A 17,268-nucleotide genomic window follows, 5' to 3' on the forward strand; every position below is an offset into this window, starting at 1 on the left:
ATAGGCAAACAGCCCTCTTAGAGTCAGTCCACGAATCGCCAAAGATTCGTGGACTGACCGTTTTCCGCACGTGCCTCATCAACGCATTCATCGGCAAACCGAATTAGTTCTTCTTGATCGCCCTGCATCACATACGCGATCCGCCCGTCAAACAGCGCGACCGACGAACCATTGGGGGCGTAGTCGGAATAGCCCGGGCTGTATGTCACACTGACCAGCTCTTTTCCCGTAGTGTCATACAGAGTTAGACCGGTGAAGTAGCCACCAGCCCAGCCGATCTGGTCCTTTTTATACCGATCGTAATCGAGCCACTCAACAAAGGTCGCATGCTCCAGGATCTCCCGCGCGTGCTCGATGTGATCCGGGTCGTCGGTTTGCCGCGTACCGTCTGGGCCCAATGCCGGGTAATTATCGATTTGAAGAGTCGCGGCGGTTTCAAATGAGCCGAGCTCAAGTGTTCGAGGCTCGCCTCGGAAGAGTTGCGTAAGTACGAAAACGAGGACTGCAGCTGCAACGAAGATTGCAAGGACAATCATTAAGACCTTTTTCAGCGTCCGTTCTGCACCCATCAAACCGCCTCCGTCTCTTTACCGACATACAGCCGAGGTCGAGCCCATTATATATCTCTGGCCTATTTGACCTTAACGAATGTCCATTGGATGGCATCCCCGTCGGAGAGCGTGTAGGCGCTACACGCGTAATTGGGCTGCGAGCCGTTCACCGTGTACGTCCAACCCGTGTTGGTGCCCGCTGCCACGCCGTTGATCGACGTGACATACGCGCCGAAGGCGCCCCATTCGGCCAAAGGCGACCAGCCGGTGTTCGCGAGCGCGTCATACACCGTCGCCCCCTCGTCAAACGTCAGCGTTACGGGACCGACCGCGCTTCCGCCCCCAACGGTTCCATCCGCGGAAATGGTCACGGTGACGGTACGGGGCTCGGAGCTTGTAGAGTCTTGAGCGTCCGATGAGCCCGATGCGCCCGACCCGGCGCTCGAAGAACCCGAGCCGTCTCCGCCCGCGTTCGATCCCGTCTTGTCCTTGTTGCTCGCATCACTCTTGCGTCCGGACGATGCTCCGCCAGAGGCATCGTCACCAGCGACGGGCTCATCGACTGCATCGGACGCATCCTCGGAGGCATCCGCCTCATCGAGTTCCGGCTCCTTGCTCGCGGTGGACGAGTCGCTCGTCTGAACACTCGATCCCTCGCCTTGCGCCTCGGCGCCAACGGGAAGCCCCCCGCCCGACACCAGCGACCACGCGGAGCCGCCGATAAGCGCAAGGCACAGCAGCACGGCGATGGACACGAACGTGAGCTGCGTGCGGTTCAGAGTCCGACGCTCCGGATGGGGCTCGGTGGCTCCCAGCTTGCCTTCCTGGCTCTCGGTTTTGATCTCGTCCCGGTTCTCGTCTTGCATCTTCGATCCTCCCTGCACCTACACGCGACGACGGAACAGCCAAAAGCCGATTCCGGCAAGGCCGATCACCCCGGCAGCCATGCCCGCGACCGGCAAGACCATGTTCAGGGGCGCATTTGCCATGTCGTCCGCATACGTGGCCGCATGCGTGGCAGCCGTGCGGGAAGCCGTCTTCGATCCGATCTCCGAGGTCTCCGCAGAGGCTTCTTCCGACGTCTCGCGCGCCTCATCACCATCGTTCGCCGACTTCTTGGTGTTGCCGCTGGCGTTCTTGATGGCCTTCTTCGCCGTGGTGAGCGGCGTGCCCACCGGACGCGCGCCCGCATTGGGCTCGTTGTCCTTTTGGGGTGTCTCGGTCGAGGGCTCGTCATCGCTGCCGTCGGAGCCGCCGTTGTCGGTGTTGCCGCTGTCGATATCGCCAGTGTCGGATCCACCGCCGGCGTTGTCATCGCCGCCCTGGTCGCCGCCCTCGGTCGCAGCCGAACCGATGGCGAACAGCGCGCCCGAATCGTTCACGTAATACAGCGTGCCATCAGGGCCAACCGTGATGGACGCCATGCAGTAATTCTGATGATCGGCGTCAGGGGTGTAGATGAGGCTCGCGTCCGTGTCACCCAGACGGTAACGATACACGCCTCCGGGATTGCAATTCGCCGTAAAGTACACGTAGGTCTCGCCGTTTTGAACGGACACAACGGGAGCACTTTTGACCTCTGCGCTCGTCGCCTGCCCGTTCGTATCTCCAACAAAGGCATGGCCGTCGATCGTCGACACTTCGCTCACCGACAGCGACTCCGCATCGATCACCGCAAGCACGCCGTAATAGGCCTTCACCCATTTGCTTACCTGGGTGAACGCTTCGGACTGACCGCCCACGAAGAGCTTGCCACCAGATATGGTCGGGGTGGAGGTGGAGGTCTTTGCGAACTTCACCTTGCCCGTCTCGCTCAAGATGCCGGCGTCACTTAAAGAAAGGCGATGCAGGACGCCATCCATGCTCACCACGAACAGCGTCTTGCCGCCATCGCTGGTCACTACGGTCGACCTCACCGAGGCACCCACATCGACGCGCGAGACCTCCGCTCCCGTCTTGGCATCGCGTGCGATAACGGCACCCGCATCATCACCAACCACCACGTATGACCCGGCAAGCGCCGCGCCCGACCAGTAGTAGCCCTTCTCAGAGTTCTCCTGAGACCAGAGGACCTTGCCCGTCTGGACATCAACACACACAAAGTTGCCACCATACGTAGTGGACCAGTCCGCCACTGCAGTACCGAAGTACACGCACCCATCGCCGAGCGTCAAGGTGCTGAGGGATTGCTGATCGCCTTGCTCGGTCGCGGAAAGGGCGGGCGTCATCCACAGCGTAGCCAGGCGGTCGGCGGTCAAGGCCTGAAGGCGACCTCCCGAAAGAGGCACGATAATGCGGCCATCCACATAGACCATGCGGGCAATGGAGTTGATGGGCGCCACCAAGGTGCCCTCGCGCTCGGTCTCGCCGGTTTCCGCGTTGAGCTGCAGCAGTTTTGAACCGGCAGCGATATAAACGTAATCGCCAACGTAAATGGGATCGGAAACGTTCGTGGCCCAATCGGCGGAATCTTTAATCTGGGTGACCCACGACTCTTTGACCTCGTCCGTGGGCGTGGGTGCCGTGGTGTTCGATCCGCTGGCGTACCCCGGCCATGCGCTGTCCCAATCGGGACGCTCGGCATCGGGCTGCGGCGTCACCGGCGAAACCTCGGGGATGGCCGAGCCGTACGCGGAGTATGCCCAGGTGATTACGTCACCGGTCTTGAGCATCACACTGCTCGCTCCGACATCGGAAGCCGTACCGTTGACGAAAAGCTGCCAATACTTGCCCGTCTCTTGGTCCCAGCCGAGCTTTTCGCCCGTATACGGCGAGGCGATGGTGTTCAGATAGAACCCATAGCTGCCCATTCCATAGTCAGCGTCCAAACCGCTCTCATTGAACAGTGCTTCGGTCGCGTCTGCCGCCGTGGGGCCTGCTGCCGTTACGTCGGTGGCCGCAGCCCCCAACGCCGTCGCTTCGGCAGCCGACTCGTCCGCCTCGGCCGTATCGGCCGTCGTGACCGTCGCGGCTTCGGCCTTGAGCGCCATCTTGGCATTGCCCGTCCATTGCACGTCGACGTCATTCGCGTCGGGCCCTATGACCGCAATGGAAACCTCGATAACCTGAGCGTCATCGTTGGTGACATCGGCTTCCTCTTTGCCAGTGCCTGTGGCCTCATCCGCTCCCGTCGCAGCGGCATCGGCGCCATCTGCCTTGACGGCAGATTCGTCGCCGTCGGCATCTACGGTGCCGGCACTATCGCTGGGGGACGAATTCCCTGCGGCATCGGCGGCGTTCGCCTCGGCTTCGCCATCAGATTCAACGGCGCCCTCGGCATCCTGAGCCTCATCACCCGCTTGCCCCACGGTTGCCGCGAGTCCGCCCTCGGCACCCTGCTCGCTCGCTGCGCCAAGATTCGCATTGGTTGCCGCCAATTGCGCTCCGTCCGCGAGGGATTCCACCGCAGCCGCATCCGCGCCGAGTGCCTCGGCAAAGGCGGCAGTGGGCACCTGCCCCACTGTCATTGCAAGTGTGAGTGCCGCCACCAACGCGCGGCGGACAACGATGTGACGGCGCGAGGCCGCCATACGGGTTCTGGCCATCCAGACACCCCTTTCATCCAGGGCCCCGCCCATCCCTTTGGACGTTCGCAGATAGAGAGGCGATCCGACTCATCCTCATCGCCGCATGCGCGCGCCGTCCGATCTGCGACGCGTCATCCGCATGCGTGGGAATCACGGTTACTGGAATAGCCGGGGACTCGCACCCCGATTCTCCTGGCGACGAGGCACGCGCCTCGCTGCCGTGCGTCTCCGCACCATCTATCGAGCCATTGTCATATCTGGAAAAGCATACCGTAAGTGCAGCACAGGCGCGAAGAAAGACTACGCGAGCGACGGCGAGCGATTCTCGGCGACGACGCCCACCACCGCATGGGGCACGTAGGGATCCTCTATCGCCGTGATCTCCTGGGGCGTGAGCACGAGGTCGCACGCGGCAACGGCGCCATCGATATGATGCGGTTTTGTCGCCCCCACCACGGGGGCGGCCACCTTGGTGAGCAGCCAGGCCAGGGCGACCTCCGTCATAGCCGCGCCCCGTGCCCCCGCGATGCGCGCGATAGCCTCGATGACGGGCGCATCGACGTCCGCCGTGGCGTCATACTTGCCGTGCGCATATGCATCGAGTTCGAGGCGTTTACTGGTCTGACCGGGGGCCTTGGCGAGCCTTCCACCAGCGAGCGCGGAGTACGGCGTCAGCGCGATCCCGTGGGTCGCCGCAAGGGGCACCATCTCGCGCTCGTCCTCGCGGGCAATCGCGTTGTAATGTCCCTGATAGCCCGAAAATGGGGTCCAGCCGTTGGCGCGGGCGATCGCGTTCGCCTCGGCAAGTTGCCACGCATAGCAATTCGAGATGCCCAATGCGCGTATCTTGCCCGCCCGAACCTGGCGATCGAGCGCGGGCAGCAGCTCCTCGATGGGGGTATTCCAATCCCACATGTGGTAGATATACAAATCGACGTAGTCCATGCCCAAGCGGGCGAGACTCGCATCGAGCAATCGCTCGATCTTGGAATCGACCGATTCCGGCCCGCGATCGCCCGGCCGCTCCCCCGCAGGGGCGTGCAGTCCGCCCAGGACGAACTTCGTGGCGACGACCACACCATCGCGTCTCGCGTACTTGGCGAGCGCCCGGCCGACGTACTCCTCGCTCGTCCCGTTTTGATACCCCATGGCCGTGTCGAAGAAGGTGATGCCCTCTCCCAGTGCACGTGCGATAATCATCGCGGACTCCTCGTATCCCAGGGTCCAAGCGTGCTGACCGTTGCCGGGATCGCCGAAGCCCATGCACCCCAAGCAGATGCGAGAGACTTCGATATCCGTCGTGCCCAGCTTGGTGTACTGCATGTCGCCTCCCATTTCTCTGGCAGCCCCGGCATTATGCGCGATGAAGTGACCGAGCGCAGCCGTGATGCGGATTCCATGAGCCCCTTGAGCTCGAACCCTGACAATCGGCCGCGCCATATGGCGATACTAGGACTTTGAGTCGGCTCCAAGGCAAATCTCCCCTTGGTGACCCGAACCCAAATCACCACATCGCCACATTCGCCACGGAGGCGGCCGCAAGGCAGGTATCGAACCTTAAGGCAAAACGGGTCGTCCTAAGCCATTTTTTGGCATATTCCGCAAACAAGTTGAGCTTTTTCGTACTCGCATCGCACATCGCCGAGTAGAGGAGGCATGCAAGCAGTTGCAACCTGCGCTTTTACTGCTGCAAACACGCGTCTACTCGGCGAAACCTAATATCGATACGAAAAACCTCAAGAAGCAATCTATAACTGGCGAATCGGCGTGCTTCCTTGGTCGCGATGGGGTGCGCGTTCGCGCTCGGAGGGCACCTCCCCCAACGTGCCCTGGTCGACCTCCTCGCCTAGATGCGACGCGTAATCCAAACGCTCGTCCGTGGGTTTGGTCGCCACGGACCACTTCCTCATCACGCGCGGGATGGCGAGATAGCCAATGAGGGCGCACACCACCAGCAGCAGCACAAAGAACAGCATTTCAGTAGACATGACCGCTCCTTTCGACGTGGTCTCAGCGCGCTTTGCGACACTTCTGTCCTACCCCAAACGGATGGCCTCAAGCGCATCTTTCCGTCAGCGGCGCAAGCCCTGGCTCGAATGCCGGCGCAAGACCAAACATCAATTTGCTTGCCCTTGAGTGAGCTCCAAGTCGTACGATGGAGAACAGATCGCGGGCCGCACGCGTGCGCGCCCGTGCGCCCAGTGAGCACGCGCCCGCCGCAAAGATGCGCGCCCGCCGCGCGCACGTCGAAAGGAGCCGCCATGCGCATCGCCGAAGTCGCAGAGGAATATGGGATCAGCGCCGACACCCTCCGCTATTACGAGCGGATCGGGCTGCTCCCGCGCGTGCGTCGCAATGCCAGCGGCATCCGCGATTACGACGAGGACGATTGCATGCGCGTATCGTTCATCAAGTGTATGCGTGGCGCGAACGTCTCCATCGAGGCGCTCATCGAGTACATGCAGCTCTTCGAGCAAGGCGATGCAACCCTCGAGGCGCGCAAGCAGATCCTCATCGAGCAGCGCGATGCGGCGCGCGAGCGGCTGGAGCGCATCCAGGCGGGGCTTGATCGCCTGGATTACAAGATCGCCCATTACGACGAGCTTCTCGCCGGGCATGGCGGCAGCGTCCCCCAATGCCCAGAGTCCAACTAGCCGCCCGACCTCGAACTCCCCGTTGTCTAGAGATTCTTGACGACCCGCGCGGGGACGCCGGCCACCACCGTGCGAGCCGGCACATCGCGCGTCACCACGGCCCCGGCGGCGATAACCGCTCCGCCCCCTATGGTCACGCCCTTGGCTCGATGAGCAATGAATGCGTCGAGCCCGTCTTGCCCAATCACCGTTGTCTCCATGTTGATCTCCATCTGTGCCTGCCAGCCGTACGCGAGCAGCGTACAACCTGAAGGTAACTCCAGGTCAAATCCCCTCCTACAACCTGGCCAGCAGCTCTTCGGCGACCTTCACGCAATCACCCACGACCTTGTACTGCGCCGATGCGAAGATGGGAGCATCGGGGTCCTCGTTGACGGCGATGACCGCCTGCGCGCCAGACATGCCCGCCAGATGCTGGATGGCCCCCGAGACCCCCAGGCTGATCAACAAGCGTGGCGCGACCGACACGCCCGTCTGCCCCACTTGACGCCACGGATCGCACCAGCCCGCCTCCACGATCGGGCGCGTGCAGCCGAGCTTGCCGCCCAGCGCATCGGCCAGATTGCGGGCGATACCGAGGTTCTTCTTCGAGCCGATGCCGCGACCCACGACCACGAGGACGTCTGCATCCGTTATCGAGTCGGCCGCCGAGGAGCGCTCGACGCCGAGTAGGCGCACACGCGGGGCGAGACGGTCGTCGAGCGGGACGTCGGAGACCGTCCCGACGCGGGCCCCATCGGGCTCGGGAGCGGCGAAGACCCCAGGGCGCACCGTGGCCATCTGAGGACGATGCGCGGGGCACACGATCGTCGCCATGAGGTTTCCGCCGAACGCCGGGCGCGTCTGCTGGAGAAGGCCCGTTTCCGGATCGACCTCCAGCATCGTGCAATCCGCGGTGAGGCCCGTCTGAAGGCGGACGGCGACGGCGGGGGCGAGCTCGCGGCCGAAGACCGTCGCTCCGTAGAGCAGCGCCTCGGGCCTGCGCTCGCGCACCAGCGAGCAGATCCACTCGGCGTGGACCTCGGCGTCGAAGGTGGAGAAGCGCGCGTCACGGCAGCGGATGACCTCATCCGCGCCCACGGAGATGAGGAGCGCCGCGTTACCGGACGGACCGTCGACGCTCTCGCGAGGCGGGAGCGCAGATTCGAGATCGGCCGCCCCCGTCCCGGGCGCACCCTCGGCGAGCAGGGCGACCACGCGGCATCCTCGCCCATCGGCGAGCGAGCGGGCCTTCCCGACAAGCTCGAGGGCCACATCCAGCGCCCTTCCCGCCTCGTCGACCTGCGCGAAGACCCAGTAGTCGCGGTATTCATCGAGGTCTTGGGGTCCGGAGGTGCCCCCGCGCTCGATCGAGAGCGCGTCCACCGGACACGCATCCACGCAGGCACCGCAGAGGATGCAGCCGTCCGTCGCCCGGGCCTTGCGTGCGCCCCACGGCCCCTCGACCTCGATACCGGCATTGCCGCACGCGCGCACGCAACGCGCGCACCCGATACATTTCTCAACGTCGATCAGCAACCCGCTCACAGCGCCATCCCCCTCATGACCTCGACGATCTGCTCCGCCTGAGCGGCGGCGTCCCCCGTGATCTCGACTCCCCGCGCATCGCCCTCGGGCACGAACGAGCGCACGACCTGCGTCGGGGACCCCGCAAGGCCGATGCGCGCGGCGTCCGCGCCGGCCGCCTCCGCCGAGAGCACGGAGATCTCCGCGTCCTCCGCCGCGAGGATGCCGGCGATGCTCGCCATGCGGAGCTCCGCAACGTCCTTGGCGACGGTGAGCACCGCGGGCAGGGGGACATCCACCGTTGCCACGCCCGCATCGGACTCACGCCGCACCGTCACGGTCCCGTCGGTGACGGCCGGCAACCCCGTAACGCCCACCGCGCACGGGATCCCCAGGGCGCCAGCGAGCTCGGGGCCGATCTGCGCCGTGTCGCCGTCGACCGCCATCTTCCCGCACAACACCAGATCGGGCACGCCAAGGCGCGCAATCCCGCACGAGAGGGCGTAAGTGGTGGCAAGGGTGTCCGCCCCGGCGAACGCGCGATCCGAAAGCAGCAGACCCGCATCCGCTCCACGCGCGATGCAGTCGCGCAGCAGCTTTTCCGTTACGGGAATCCCCATAGATAGGACGGTCACCGTGCAGGCCTCGCCCGCCGACCGGCGCTCGTCCTTGATGCGCAGAGCCACCTCAAGCGCAACGGCGTCGAATGGGTTGATGACCGCCTCGCCACCATCGCGGATGATGGTATGGGTTTTGGGGTCCATCTTGACCTCGGTGCTGCCGGGCACCGCCTTGACGCAAACGACGATGTTCATCGTGCAGCCTCCTCGATACCGTCCGGCTCCCCCACGGCCGCGTCGAGGCGTGCCTCGTCGAACAGGTTCCCGCGGTTTAAGCGCCCCGTGGGGTCGAACGCCGCCTTGAGGCGCGCCATCTCGTCCACATGCGCCTCGCCGTACATGGTGAGCAGGAAATCGCGCTTGATCTTACCCACGCCGTGCTCGGCGGACACCGCGCCGCCCATGGCGGTGACCTCACACGCCCACGCGCGGAACAGGTCCTTGCCCGCGGCGAAGTCGGCCTCGTCCCGCGGCAAGATGTTCACGTGCAGGTGGTTGTTCCCAATGTGCCCCCACGCGGCGGATTCCAGCCCGGCCTCGGCCAATGTGCGCCGGTACAGGTCTACGACATCGTGCAGGCGCTCGTCTGGCACAGACATGTCTGAGCCAAGTTTGGTGATAGAGGGGGTCACGCGTCGCCTGCGATCGATGAGTATGTTCACGCACTCGGGCACAGCATGACGGAACAGGCGTTGACGCTCGCGGTCCACATCCGTACGCGCGACCCACGTGTCCCGCTCGCTCCCGCCCACTTCTTCGAGCAGGGAACCAAGCTCGCGCAGCGCCTCCATCGCCTGCGTTTCGCCATCGCATTCCAGCTCCACGAACACGCACGCACGGTACGCATCCGGAACCTCTGGCAACGACGCGAAGGCTGCTCCATCCTCGCGCGTCGTGCGCAGGATGTCGAGAGCCGCCCCGTCGAAATACTCAAACGCGCTCGCGCAATCGAGCGCGGGGCGAGCTCGCACGACGAAATCGAGAGCATGCCCCTCGTCCTCGAAGAAGCAATTAACACCCCAGGTCACCCGCGGCGCCGGCATGAGCGCGAGCTCGAGCTCCGTGATGATCCCGAGGGTTCCGTCGGATCCGATGAACAAGTCCACGGCGTCCATGTCGTCCGCGATGAAATAGCCCGATGCGTTCTTTGCGCGCGGCATGACGTAGGTGGGGAGGTCCACGCGCATCGTGGTCCCCTGCTCCGTAGCGAGCTCCAGCGCGCGGCCCTGCGCGCACACGTCGCCTCGGCGCAGTGCCAGCGTCTCCCCGTTCGGGAGCACCACGCGCAGTCCGCTCACGTGCGGACGCATGGGGCCGTATCGGTAACTGCGCGCACCGGAGGCATTGCATGCGGCCATGCCGCCCAGACAGGCGGACGTCTCCGTGGGATCCGTGGGAAAGAACTGCTCGGGGCCGGCGTAGAACGCCTCAAGCGCCGCGCGAGAAGCGTCATCCCAGCCATGGGCGGGCAGGCTCTTCGCATGCAGGTGACGACGCAGTTCCGATAGGACCACGCCTGGCCCGACTCGCAAGAAGAACGCACCATCGGCCGCCTGACGCAGCCCCTTGTACGCATTCATGCGGACGAGGCTCACCACATGTCCCCCATGCGGTACCGCACCGCCCGCCAGGCCCGTGCGGGCGCCCTGTACGGTGATGGGCGTCGCGGGATCGAGTTCGGAAAGAATCGAACGAAGCTCGTCTTCGCACGTGGGGAAGGAGATCGACTCCGCCTCGCCGGTGCTGCGCGATTCATCGCGACGATACTCGTCGTATTCCGAAGCCCAGGGGCGTATCATCTGCATGGCATACCTCTTTACTTGAGTGGAGTGCTCCACTGTATCATGCCATGCAATTGTTTCCGATTGGCAAACGGGTGCGTATTCCAGTACCGTCTTCTCCGAACATGAGCCGATGTCGTCGAAGCGCGTCAGCCGCGGGCGGCGTCGACGAAGGCACGCCACAGCTTGAAGTCGGTCTCGAGCCTGCGCCAGGTGTACTCGGGGTGCCACTGCACGCCCAGGCAGAAGGGCTAGCCCTCGACCTCGATCGCCTCCGGCACGCCGTCGGTGGCGACTCCCGTGAGCCGCACGCCCTTGCCGAGCTTGTCGACGCAGCAGTGGTGACTCGAGTTGACCTGCACCTCGCCCTGCCAGTCGAGCACGCGCGACAGCAGAGAGCCGTCCTCGACCGCGATGGGATGCGCGGGGTCGTGCAGGATGGGCAGATGGCGCCAGTGCACCTTGCCCTTGGGGACGGGCAGGCTCGGAACGTCCATGCACAGGGTGCCGCCCAGGGCGACGTTCAGGATCTGCATGCCGCGGCACGTAGCGAAGAGGGGCTTGTGCGCGGCGAGCGCAGCCTTGATGAGCTTCAGCTCGAAGGCATCGCGCTCATGGCAGAGCAGGCGCTCGTCATACGGCTCCTCGACGCCCCACAGCGCCGGGTCGACGTCGTGCCCGCCCGGGATGGCGATGCCGTCCGCCATCTCTATATAGCGGGCGATGACGTCCTCGTCCTCGGTGAGTGTCATGATGAGCGGCAGTCCGCCCGCGGCGAGGATCGCCTCGAGGAACACGGTGGCCCCGGTCTCCTCGGGCGCCAGGCGCTCGGGCATCTGAAGGCAGGGCTTGGGCTGCTCCAGGCGCGGGGCGATCAGGATTATCGGTCGGTCGTCTGCTGAGGTCATGCTTAGTGTCCCTTGATGGAGTCGAGAAAGTCACGGGCGCGTTGCGTGGTCGGGTGGTCGAAAAACTCGTCGGGGGCGCCCTCCTCGACAATGGCCCCGTCCGCCATGAAGACCACGCGGTCGGCGACGCGGCGGGCGAAGTTCATCTCGTGCGTCACCACGATCATGGTCATGCCCCGGCGCGCCAAATCGACCATGACGTCGAGGACCTCGTTGATCATCTCGGGGTCCAAGGCGGAGGTGGGCTCGTCGAAGAGCATCGCCTTGGGGCGCATGGCGAGCGAGCGAGCGATGGCGACGCGCTGCTGCTGGCCGCCGGAGAGCTGGGCGGGGACCTTGTGTGCCTGGGACGCGACGCCCACGCGCTCGAGCAGCTCCATCGCGCGCTCCTCCGCCTCGGCCTTGGGCAGGCCCAGCACCTCGGTGGGGCCGATCGTCACATTCTGCAAGATGCTCATGTGCGCGAACAGGTTGAAGCTCTGGAACACCATGCCGAGCTCGGCGCGCATGGCGGCGAGTTCCCGCCCCTCCTCGGGAAGGGGCTGGCCCTCGATGATAATCTCGCCGGAATCGATCGTCTCGAGGCGGTTGATGGCACGGCAGAGCGTCGATTTGCCGGAGCCCGAGGGGCCGATCACCACAACGACCTCGCCCTTTCCAACGGAAAGGCTCACGTCCTTGAGCACATGGAGTTCTCCGAAGTGCTTGTCCACATGGCGGAGCTCGATGATCGGGGTCTGTTCTGACATGTCTCGTCCAATCTTTGAGCGGCGCGGGGAGCGCCGGAAAACCATCCTACGGGGCAATGCGGGCCACCCCCGCGGGAGGGCGGGGCGCCCACGTGCCCGCCGGAGCCGCGAGGGGCGTGGCCTTACGCGGGGTTGGTGCTGTAGCGGCTCACCACGCGGGTGCCACTGCGGCGCGCCACGTACACGGAAAGCTGGTTGATGGCGTAGTTGAGCAGGATGTAGATGACCGCCACGACCAGGTAGGTGCTCACCAGGGCGTCGTAGTTGGTGATGAGTACGCGGGCGTTCTGCAGCATGTCCGGATAGCTCACCACGTACGCCACGGTGGTGTCCTTGACCACGACCACCAGCTGCGAGATGAGCGAGGGGATCACGTAGCGGATCGCCTGGGGCAGCACGATCTTGAGCTTGACGCGGAAGGGCCTCATGCCGAGCGCGAGCGCCGCCTCGGTCTGCCCGCGCGGCACGGCGTTGACGCCCGCGCGAAAGACCTCGGCGAGGACGCCCGAGGCGGCGAGTGCCACGGGCAGCGTGATCATCCAAAACGACGACATCTTGATGCCGTACTGCGGGACCACCAGGAAGAAGAAGTAGATCAAAAGCAGGCTCGGCACGCCGCGGAAGAAGTCGGTGACCACGCGGCAGAGCGCGGCGAGCGGTCGGATGCCGCTCGTGCGCCCCAGCATGAGCGCGAGCCCCAGCACGAGCGCGATAGCGCCGGCGGTCAGCGCCACCGCGAGGGTCCCCCGCAGGCCGGCAAACAGGTACGACCAGGTGCTCATCTGCGTGAAGAACATCCAGTACCTGGGATCGAGCTGGCCGGTCGCCCAGAACTGGTGCACCACGAACGCGAGCAGCATCGCCACGGCCACGGCGCTGACCGCCGTTCCGATGCGGATCTTGACCCGCGTCTTGGGGCCGGGGGTCTCGTACAGGGCGTCGCGGATGCTGACGGCGCCCGAAGTTGCCTGCGCGCTCATCGGACGATCCTCACCTTCTTGTCGATGCGGTTACCCACGAAGGCTATGGCGACCGCGGTGAGGGCGTAGCCCGCCGCGGCGATGCCGAAGGCCAGGATGCCGCCGGTGGAGCGGGTGTTGATGTAGGACACCACGCCCGTGAGCTCCGGCGGGTCGAGCGGGACCTGCGAACCGAGGGAGGTGGTGAGCAGCACGGCGATGAGCAGGTTGGTCATGGGCAGGACGGTGGTGCGCAGCGCCTGGGGGATCACGATCCGGCGGAGCATCTTCCCAAAGGAGAGGCCCAGCGAGCGGGCGGCCTCGATCTGACCAACGCCGATGGTGTTGATGCCGCTCATGAAGTTCTCGGAGCCGAAGGCGGAGGCGACGAGGATCACCGTGAGGATCACGCAGGTACGGTAGGGCAGCACCAGGTTCAGGCTCGGCAGCGCGTACACGATGATGATGAGCAGCGACACGCCCGGGATGTTGCGGAACACCTGGACGTAGCCGTCGCCCAAAACGCGCAGCGGCTTAAAGGGCGACACGCGCATCACCGTGACGGCGATGGCGACCAGCATCACCAGCGCGAAGCACAGCGCCGTCATGCCCCACGTGGACAGCAGCGCCTCCCAATAGTTCCGCCCATAGGTGGCAAGCAGCTCAGACAGCCCCATGAGCTCCCCTTCCCCGACTTCTCATCCACAGCGGCCCGTCCCGACTGCACGCAGCGGGACGGCCGCCCGATTCCATACATGGTATGCGAAGGGCGCCCCGCCCGCCCGGCACAACATCTGTCCCAAGCGGACGCGGGCGCCCCGCATATCCCAGACATCACGCGGCGGAGGGCCCGTCCTCGCAGGACCGCCGCCGAGCGCATGGCGAACTTACGCGCCGATCGCCGGAGGCTGCGGAACCTCGTCGATCTCGGCACGGTCGCCGATGCAGAGCTTCCACAGCTCCTCCCACGTGCCATCCTCCTCGATCTGGGAGAGGAAGGCATTCACGAACTCGACGCCGTCGGAGTCGAGCGGCAGGCCGATGCCGTAGAGGTCCTCGGGGCCGAACGGGTCGCCGGCCATCTTGTACTTGCCAGGCTGCTTCATCATGTCGGAGAACAGCATGTTGCGGTCGATCACGTAGGCGTCAACGCGACCCTGGGCGAGAGCGCTGCGGGCCTCCTCGTCGGTCTTGAACTCCTGCAGCTTGGCGTCGGGGCAGACCTCCTCCATGATGCTCGGGCCGGTGGACCCGGACTGGGCGGCGACGTTCTTGCCAGCGAGGTCGTCCACGCTCGCGATGTCGTCGTTGTCGGCGAGGACGAGGATGGACTGCTGCGTGCTGTAGTACGGGCCGGCGAAGGAGATGAGCTTCTTGCGGTCCTCGGTGATGGAGTAGGTGGCGAAGACGGCGTCGACCTGATCGTTCTGCAGGACGGACTCGCGCGTGTCGGACGTGACCTGAGTGGTCTCGAACTTGGACTCGTCGCCCAGGATGTAGCGGACGAGCAGCTGGGACAGGCCGGCGTCGAAGCCGCGGAGCTTGCCGTCCTTCTCGTTGAGGAGGCTGAAGAGCATGGAGGTCTGGACGACGCCCAGGCGCATGGTACCGGCCTCCTTGATTTTGCTCGCCCACTCGCTCGCGGCGACGGTGGCGTCATCGGCAACGGAACCGGCGGCGATCAGCTTGTCATATGCATCGGCGTCGAGCGCCACGGGCTCCTGGTCCTCGGCAACATCATCGGTGGAGGCAGAGCCGGCGGGCGTGGACGCGGGCGCCTCGCCGCAGGCGGCAAGCCCGAGCGTGGCGACGCCGGCGGCGGCAGCGCCGAGCACCTGGCGACGGTTGAGCATGAACTCGCGGGTCGTACTACTCATGGAAAATCCCCTTCCATTAGAGGCGATACGTTAACCTACCAAATTACAAGGTTAGATTACAGGCGTCCAAAAACACTTGTAAGGTGTTATGCCCCAAATACCCTAAGTTGTAACAAACACCATGATGGTTTCTTTTTTGCCGGGTCGTTACGCTTGCGCGCGCGACATCCGGTCTATCTGGCGCTACGCCCCGCATCCTCGGACAGCAGGCACCGTACATCGGCAACGACGCCCTCAACTGTCACGCCGTTCTCGGCAAGCAGCTCATCGACATCGTAACGGTCGGGGAAACCCTTGGACACGCCATAGCACAGCACGCGGGAGTCCGTGCCACCCAGATACCGCGCGACCTTCTCGCCCCAGCCCCCCTCGAGCACTCCGTCCTCAAGCGTCACGACCACCGTATGCGCTGCAGCGATCTCGTTCAGCGTATCTTCGTCAAGCTCCGTGGCGAAACGCGGATTCACGAGCGTTGGAGAAAGCCCCTCGCCCATCAGCGCATCGCACACCCGCTCGCCAAGGCCAAAGAAACTGCCGAGCGCCAACACGGCCACATCCTCGCCCTCGCGGACCACTTGGTAATGCGGCGTGTCGAACGATAGCCGATCATCACCGGAAACGAGCCCAGGCCGACTCTCGACCCCGTTGCCGGGAACGCGAATCACCACGGGCCGTGCATCCTGCGCCATCGCCCAATCGAGCATGGCCTCGTATTCCTCGCGGCACGCAGGGGCAAGGCAACGCAGGTTGGGCATGCCCCCCATGAGGGCGAGGTCGAAGAAGCTCAGGTGGGTGGCGTCGGAGGTGCCGAACACCGAGGAGCCGAAGTCCAGGAACACCACGGGCAGGCAGTTGAGGCACACGTCGTGCCAGAACTGGTCGTAGGCGCGCTGCATGAATACGCCGTACAGACCCAGGACCGGCTTAGCGCCCGCGCGAGCAAGGCCCGCCGCATACGTCACGGCGTGCTCCTCGGCAATGCCCACGTCCACGAATTGCCTGCCGGCGCGTGCACGACGCCAGGGGGTGAAACCCATGATGTAGGGCGTTGCCGCCGAGATTCCCACCACGCGCGAATCTAGCTGCATGGCGTTCAGCAGATAGGCGCCGGTGATGCCGGCGTAGGTCTCGGAATCCTCGCAGCGGTTGCGGGGGAACACGTCATAGCTGCCCGACTCGATATCGAACGGCCCCACGTGGTGCCAACTTTCCGAATCCGCCGCCGCAGGCTCGTAGCCGGCTCCCTTGGTGGTGCACACGTGCACCACAATAGGATGGTCGACGTCGCGGACATCGCGAAGGACGCGCTCAAGCTCGGCCTCGTCATTGCCCTTGGCAACAAAACGATAATCGAGCCCCAGGGTGCGGAAGAAATTGTTGGGGGCCTCGCCACCGGTCTCGCGAAGCTCCGCGAGGTTGCGGTAGAGGCCGCCGTGGTTCTCGGCGATGGACCAGCCGTTGTCGTTCACGATAACGATGACCCCGGAGCCCAGCTCGGCCAGGGCGTCAAAGCCCTCGAACGCGAGCCCGCCCGAGAGCGATCCGTCGCCAATCACGGCGACTACGCGATAATCCTCGTCTTTAAGGTCGCGAGCCTTCGCCATGCCGCAAGCAAGGCTTACCGACGTGGAGGTGTGCCCCATGGAGAACAGGTCATGTTCGGATTCATCGGGATTGGAGAAACCCGAAAGCCCGCCGAATTCCGATGGATCGAGATAGTTGCTCGCGCGACCCGTGAGCATCTTATGAGCATAGGTCTGATGCGAAACATCGAAGACGATCTTGTCGTGCGGGGAATCGAATACACGGTGCAGAGCCACCGTCAACTCGACGACGCCCAAATTGGACCCAATGTGACCTCCCACCGAAGCGGAGCTCACCAGAATGGCGCGACGGATCTCCTCGCAAAGAATCGGCAGGTCACAGGGCTCGAGGTCCTTGACGTCTTGCGGCGATGAAATGCGTTCCAGCAGCATGCGTGCGACGAACCTCCCTGGACGCCGAAAAGTAGCAACGTATTGTTTCAGAGTACCAGTTTCCCACACTCCGGTGATGAAGATGTGCGTCATCCGCCGAACGGCAAGCACGAAGTGCGCCGTGGCCGCGTGACTTGCGACCGCCAGCGCCCGTCTCCAA

Annotated in this window: 16 protein-coding genes; 1 reads left to right on the forward strand and 15 read right to left on the reverse strand. The window is 64.5% G+C overall.

Annotated elements, in window-relative coordinates; translation table 11 throughout:
• Positions 1-23: 23 nt before the first annotated feature.
• The 5 genes from ACX9NZ_RS07225 to ACX9NZ_RS07245 all read right to left on the reverse strand — a co-directional run bounded on the left by ACX9NZ_RS07225 (position 24) and on the right by ACX9NZ_RS07245 (position 6,066).
• Positions 24-569, reverse strand: a complete 546-nt coding sequence (locus tag ACX9NZ_RS07225; RefSeq protein ID WP_294122611.1) for a hypothetical protein — start codon at positions 567-569, stop codon at positions 24-26.
• Between the two features lie 62 nt (positions 570-631).
• Positions 632-1,417, reverse strand: coding sequence for a DUF4430 domain-containing protein (locus tag ACX9NZ_RS07230; RefSeq protein ID WP_294122609.1), 786 nt, complete (start codon positions 1,415-1,417; stop codon positions 632-634).
• A gap of 18 nt (positions 1,418-1,435) precedes the next feature.
• Positions 1,436-4,096 carry an outer membrane protein assembly factor BamB family protein gene (locus ACX9NZ_RS07235; protein ID WP_407496250.1) on the reverse strand — a complete coding sequence of 887 codons (2,661 nt, stop codon included), beginning with the start codon at positions 4,094-4,096 and terminating at the stop codon, positions 1,436-1,438.
• A gap of 282 nt (positions 4,097-4,378) precedes the next feature.
• Positions 4,379-5,401 (reverse strand): aldo/keto reductase, encoded by a 1,023-nt coding sequence (locus ACX9NZ_RS07240; protein WP_407496248.1) that lies wholly within the window; start codon positions 5,399-5,401, stop codon positions 4,379-4,381.
• Positions 5,402-5,826: 425 nt separating this feature from the next.
• Positions 5,827-6,066, reverse strand: a complete 240-nt coding sequence (locus ACX9NZ_RS07245; protein ID WP_294159569.1) for a hypothetical protein — start codon at positions 6,064-6,066, stop codon at positions 5,827-5,829.
• A 273-nt stretch (positions 6,067-6,339) separates the two neighbouring features.
• On the opposite strand from ACX9NZ_RS07245, the gene ACX9NZ_RS07250 reads away from it, so the two are divergent.
• A complete protein-coding gene (locus ACX9NZ_RS07250) occupies positions 6,340-6,732 on the forward strand; it encodes a MerR family transcriptional regulator (RefSeq protein WP_118652509.1) in 393 nt (130 codons plus the stop codon).
• Positions 6,733-6,758: 26 nt separating this feature from the next.
• On the opposite strand, the gene ACX9NZ_RS07255 is transcribed toward ACX9NZ_RS07250, so the two are convergent.
• From ACX9NZ_RS07255 to ACX9NZ_RS07300, 10 genes are all read right to left on the reverse strand, one after another.
• Positions 6,759-6,932: an LbetaH domain-containing protein gene (locus ACX9NZ_RS07255; RefSeq protein WP_199588807.1), complete on the reverse strand. Its 174-nt coding sequence runs from the start codon at positions 6,930-6,932 to the stop codon at positions 6,759-6,761.
• 76 nt (positions 6,933-7,008) lie between these two features.
• The gene (locus ACX9NZ_RS07260; RefSeq protein WP_304291546.1) at positions 7,009-8,259 is read right to left on the reverse strand and encodes an FAD-binding protein; all 1,251 of its coding nucleotides are present in this window, start codon (positions 8,257-8,259) and stop codon (positions 7,009-7,011) included.
• On the reverse strand, positions 8,256-9,053 hold the full coding sequence (locus ACX9NZ_RS07265; protein ID WP_294159566.1) for an electron transfer flavoprotein subunit beta/FixA family protein: 798 nt from the start codon (positions 9,051-9,053) through the stop codon (positions 8,256-8,258). Before ACX9NZ_RS07265 ends, ACX9NZ_RS07260 begins: the two co-directional genes overlap by 4 nt.
• Positions 9,050-10,663, reverse strand: coding sequence for an FAD-binding oxidoreductase (locus ACX9NZ_RS07270; protein ID WP_407496245.1), 1,614 nt, complete (start codon positions 10,661-10,663; stop codon positions 9,050-9,052). The genes ACX9NZ_RS07265 and ACX9NZ_RS07270 overlap by 4 nt, the downstream gene beginning before the upstream one ends.
• Positions 10,664-10,890: 227 nt before the next feature.
• Positions 10,891-11,547, reverse strand: coding sequence for a gamma-glutamyl-gamma-aminobutyrate hydrolase family protein (locus tag ACX9NZ_RS07275; protein ID WP_407496243.1), 657 nt, complete (start codon positions 11,545-11,547; stop codon positions 10,891-10,893).
• A gap of 2 nt (positions 11,548-11,549) precedes the next feature.
• Positions 11,550-12,296: an amino acid ABC transporter ATP-binding protein gene (locus ACX9NZ_RS07280; protein WP_118652499.1), complete on the reverse strand. Its 747-nt coding sequence runs from the start codon at positions 12,294-12,296 to the stop codon at positions 11,550-11,552.
• Positions 12,297-12,418: 122 nt separating this feature from the next.
• Positions 12,419-13,276: an amino acid ABC transporter permease gene (locus ACX9NZ_RS07285; protein ID WP_118652497.1), complete on the reverse strand. Its 858-nt coding sequence runs from the start codon at positions 13,274-13,276 to the stop codon at positions 12,419-12,421.
• Positions 13,273-13,932 (reverse strand): amino acid ABC transporter permease, encoded by a 660-nt coding sequence (locus ACX9NZ_RS07290; protein WP_118652495.1) that lies wholly within the window; start codon positions 13,930-13,932, stop codon positions 13,273-13,275. The genes ACX9NZ_RS07285 and ACX9NZ_RS07290 overlap by 4 nt, the downstream gene beginning before the upstream one ends.
• Before the next feature lie 210 nt (positions 13,933-14,142).
• Complete coding sequence (locus ACX9NZ_RS07295) at positions 14,143-15,132, reverse strand: glutamate ABC transporter substrate-binding protein (RefSeq protein ID WP_118652493.1); 990 nt, start codon at positions 15,130-15,132, stop codon at positions 14,143-14,145.
• A 173-nt stretch (positions 15,133-15,305) separates the two neighbouring features.
• Positions 15,306-17,108, reverse strand: a complete 1,803-nt coding sequence (locus ACX9NZ_RS07300) for a 1-deoxy-D-xylulose-5-phosphate synthase (protein ID WP_302742307.1) — start codon at positions 17,106-17,108, stop codon at positions 15,306-15,308.
• Positions 17,109-17,268: the final 160 nt, after the last annotated feature.

Source organism: Collinsella sp. BM28 (assembly GCF_054551995.1).

Bases quoted from the DNA above. Each gene is read 5' to 3' on its own strand.
- ACX9NZ_RS07280 (WP_118652499.1), bottom strand. From the start codon at position 12,296: ATGTCAGAACAGACCCCGATCATCGAGCTCCGCCATGTGGACAAGCAC.
- ACX9NZ_RS07290 (WP_118652495.1), bottom strand. From the start codon at position 13,932: ATGGGGCTGTCTGAGCTGCTTGCCACCTATGGGCGGAACTATTGGGAG.
- ACX9NZ_RS07225 (WP_294122611.1), bottom strand. From the start codon at position 569: ATGGGTGCAGAACGGACGCTGAAAAAGGTCTTAATGATTGTCCTTGCA.
- ACX9NZ_RS07255 (WP_199588807.1), bottom strand. From the start codon at position 6,932: ATGGAGACAACGGTGATTGGGCAAGACGGGCTCGACGCATTCATTGCT.
- ACX9NZ_RS07240 (WP_407496248.1), bottom strand. From the start codon at position 5,401: ATGCAGTACACCAAGCTGGGCACGACGGATATCGAAGTCTCTCGCATC.
- ACX9NZ_RS07265 (WP_294159566.1), bottom strand. From the start codon at position 9,053: ATGAACATCGTCGTTTGCGTCAAGGCGGTGCCCGGCAGCACCGAGGTC.
- ACX9NZ_RS07275 (WP_407496243.1), bottom strand. From the start codon at position 11,547: ATGACCTCAGCAGACGACCGACCGATAATCCTGATCGCCCCGCGCCTG.
- ACX9NZ_RS07245 (WP_294159569.1), bottom strand. From the start codon at position 6,066: ATGTCTACTGAAATGCTGTTCTTTGTGCTGCTGCTGGTGGTGTGCGCC.
- ACX9NZ_RS07285 (WP_118652497.1), bottom strand. From the start codon at position 13,276: ATGAGCGCGCAGGCAACTTCGGGCGCCGTCAGCATCCGCGACGCCCTG.
- ACX9NZ_RS07250 (WP_118652509.1), top strand. From the start codon at position 6,340: ATGCGCATCGCCGAAGTCGCAGAGGAATATGGGATCAGCGCCGACACC.
- ACX9NZ_RS07300 (WP_302742307.1), bottom strand. From the start codon at position 17,108: ATGCTGCTGGAACGCATTTCATCGCCGCAAGACGTCAAGGACCTCGAG.
- ACX9NZ_RS07235 (WP_407496250.1), bottom strand. From the start codon at position 4,096: ATGGCCAGAACCCGTATGGCGGCCTCGCGCCGTCACATCGTTGTCCGC.
- ACX9NZ_RS07295 (WP_118652493.1), bottom strand. From the start codon at position 15,132: ATGAGTAGTACGACCCGCGAGTTCATGCTCAACCGTCGCCAGGTGCTC.
- ACX9NZ_RS07270 (WP_407496245.1), bottom strand. From the start codon at position 10,663: ATGCAGATGATACGCCCCTGGGCTTCGGAATACGACGAGTATCGTCGC.
- ACX9NZ_RS07230 (WP_294122609.1), bottom strand. From the start codon at position 1,417: ATGCAAGACGAGAACCGGGACGAGATCAAAACCGAGAGCCAGGAAGGC.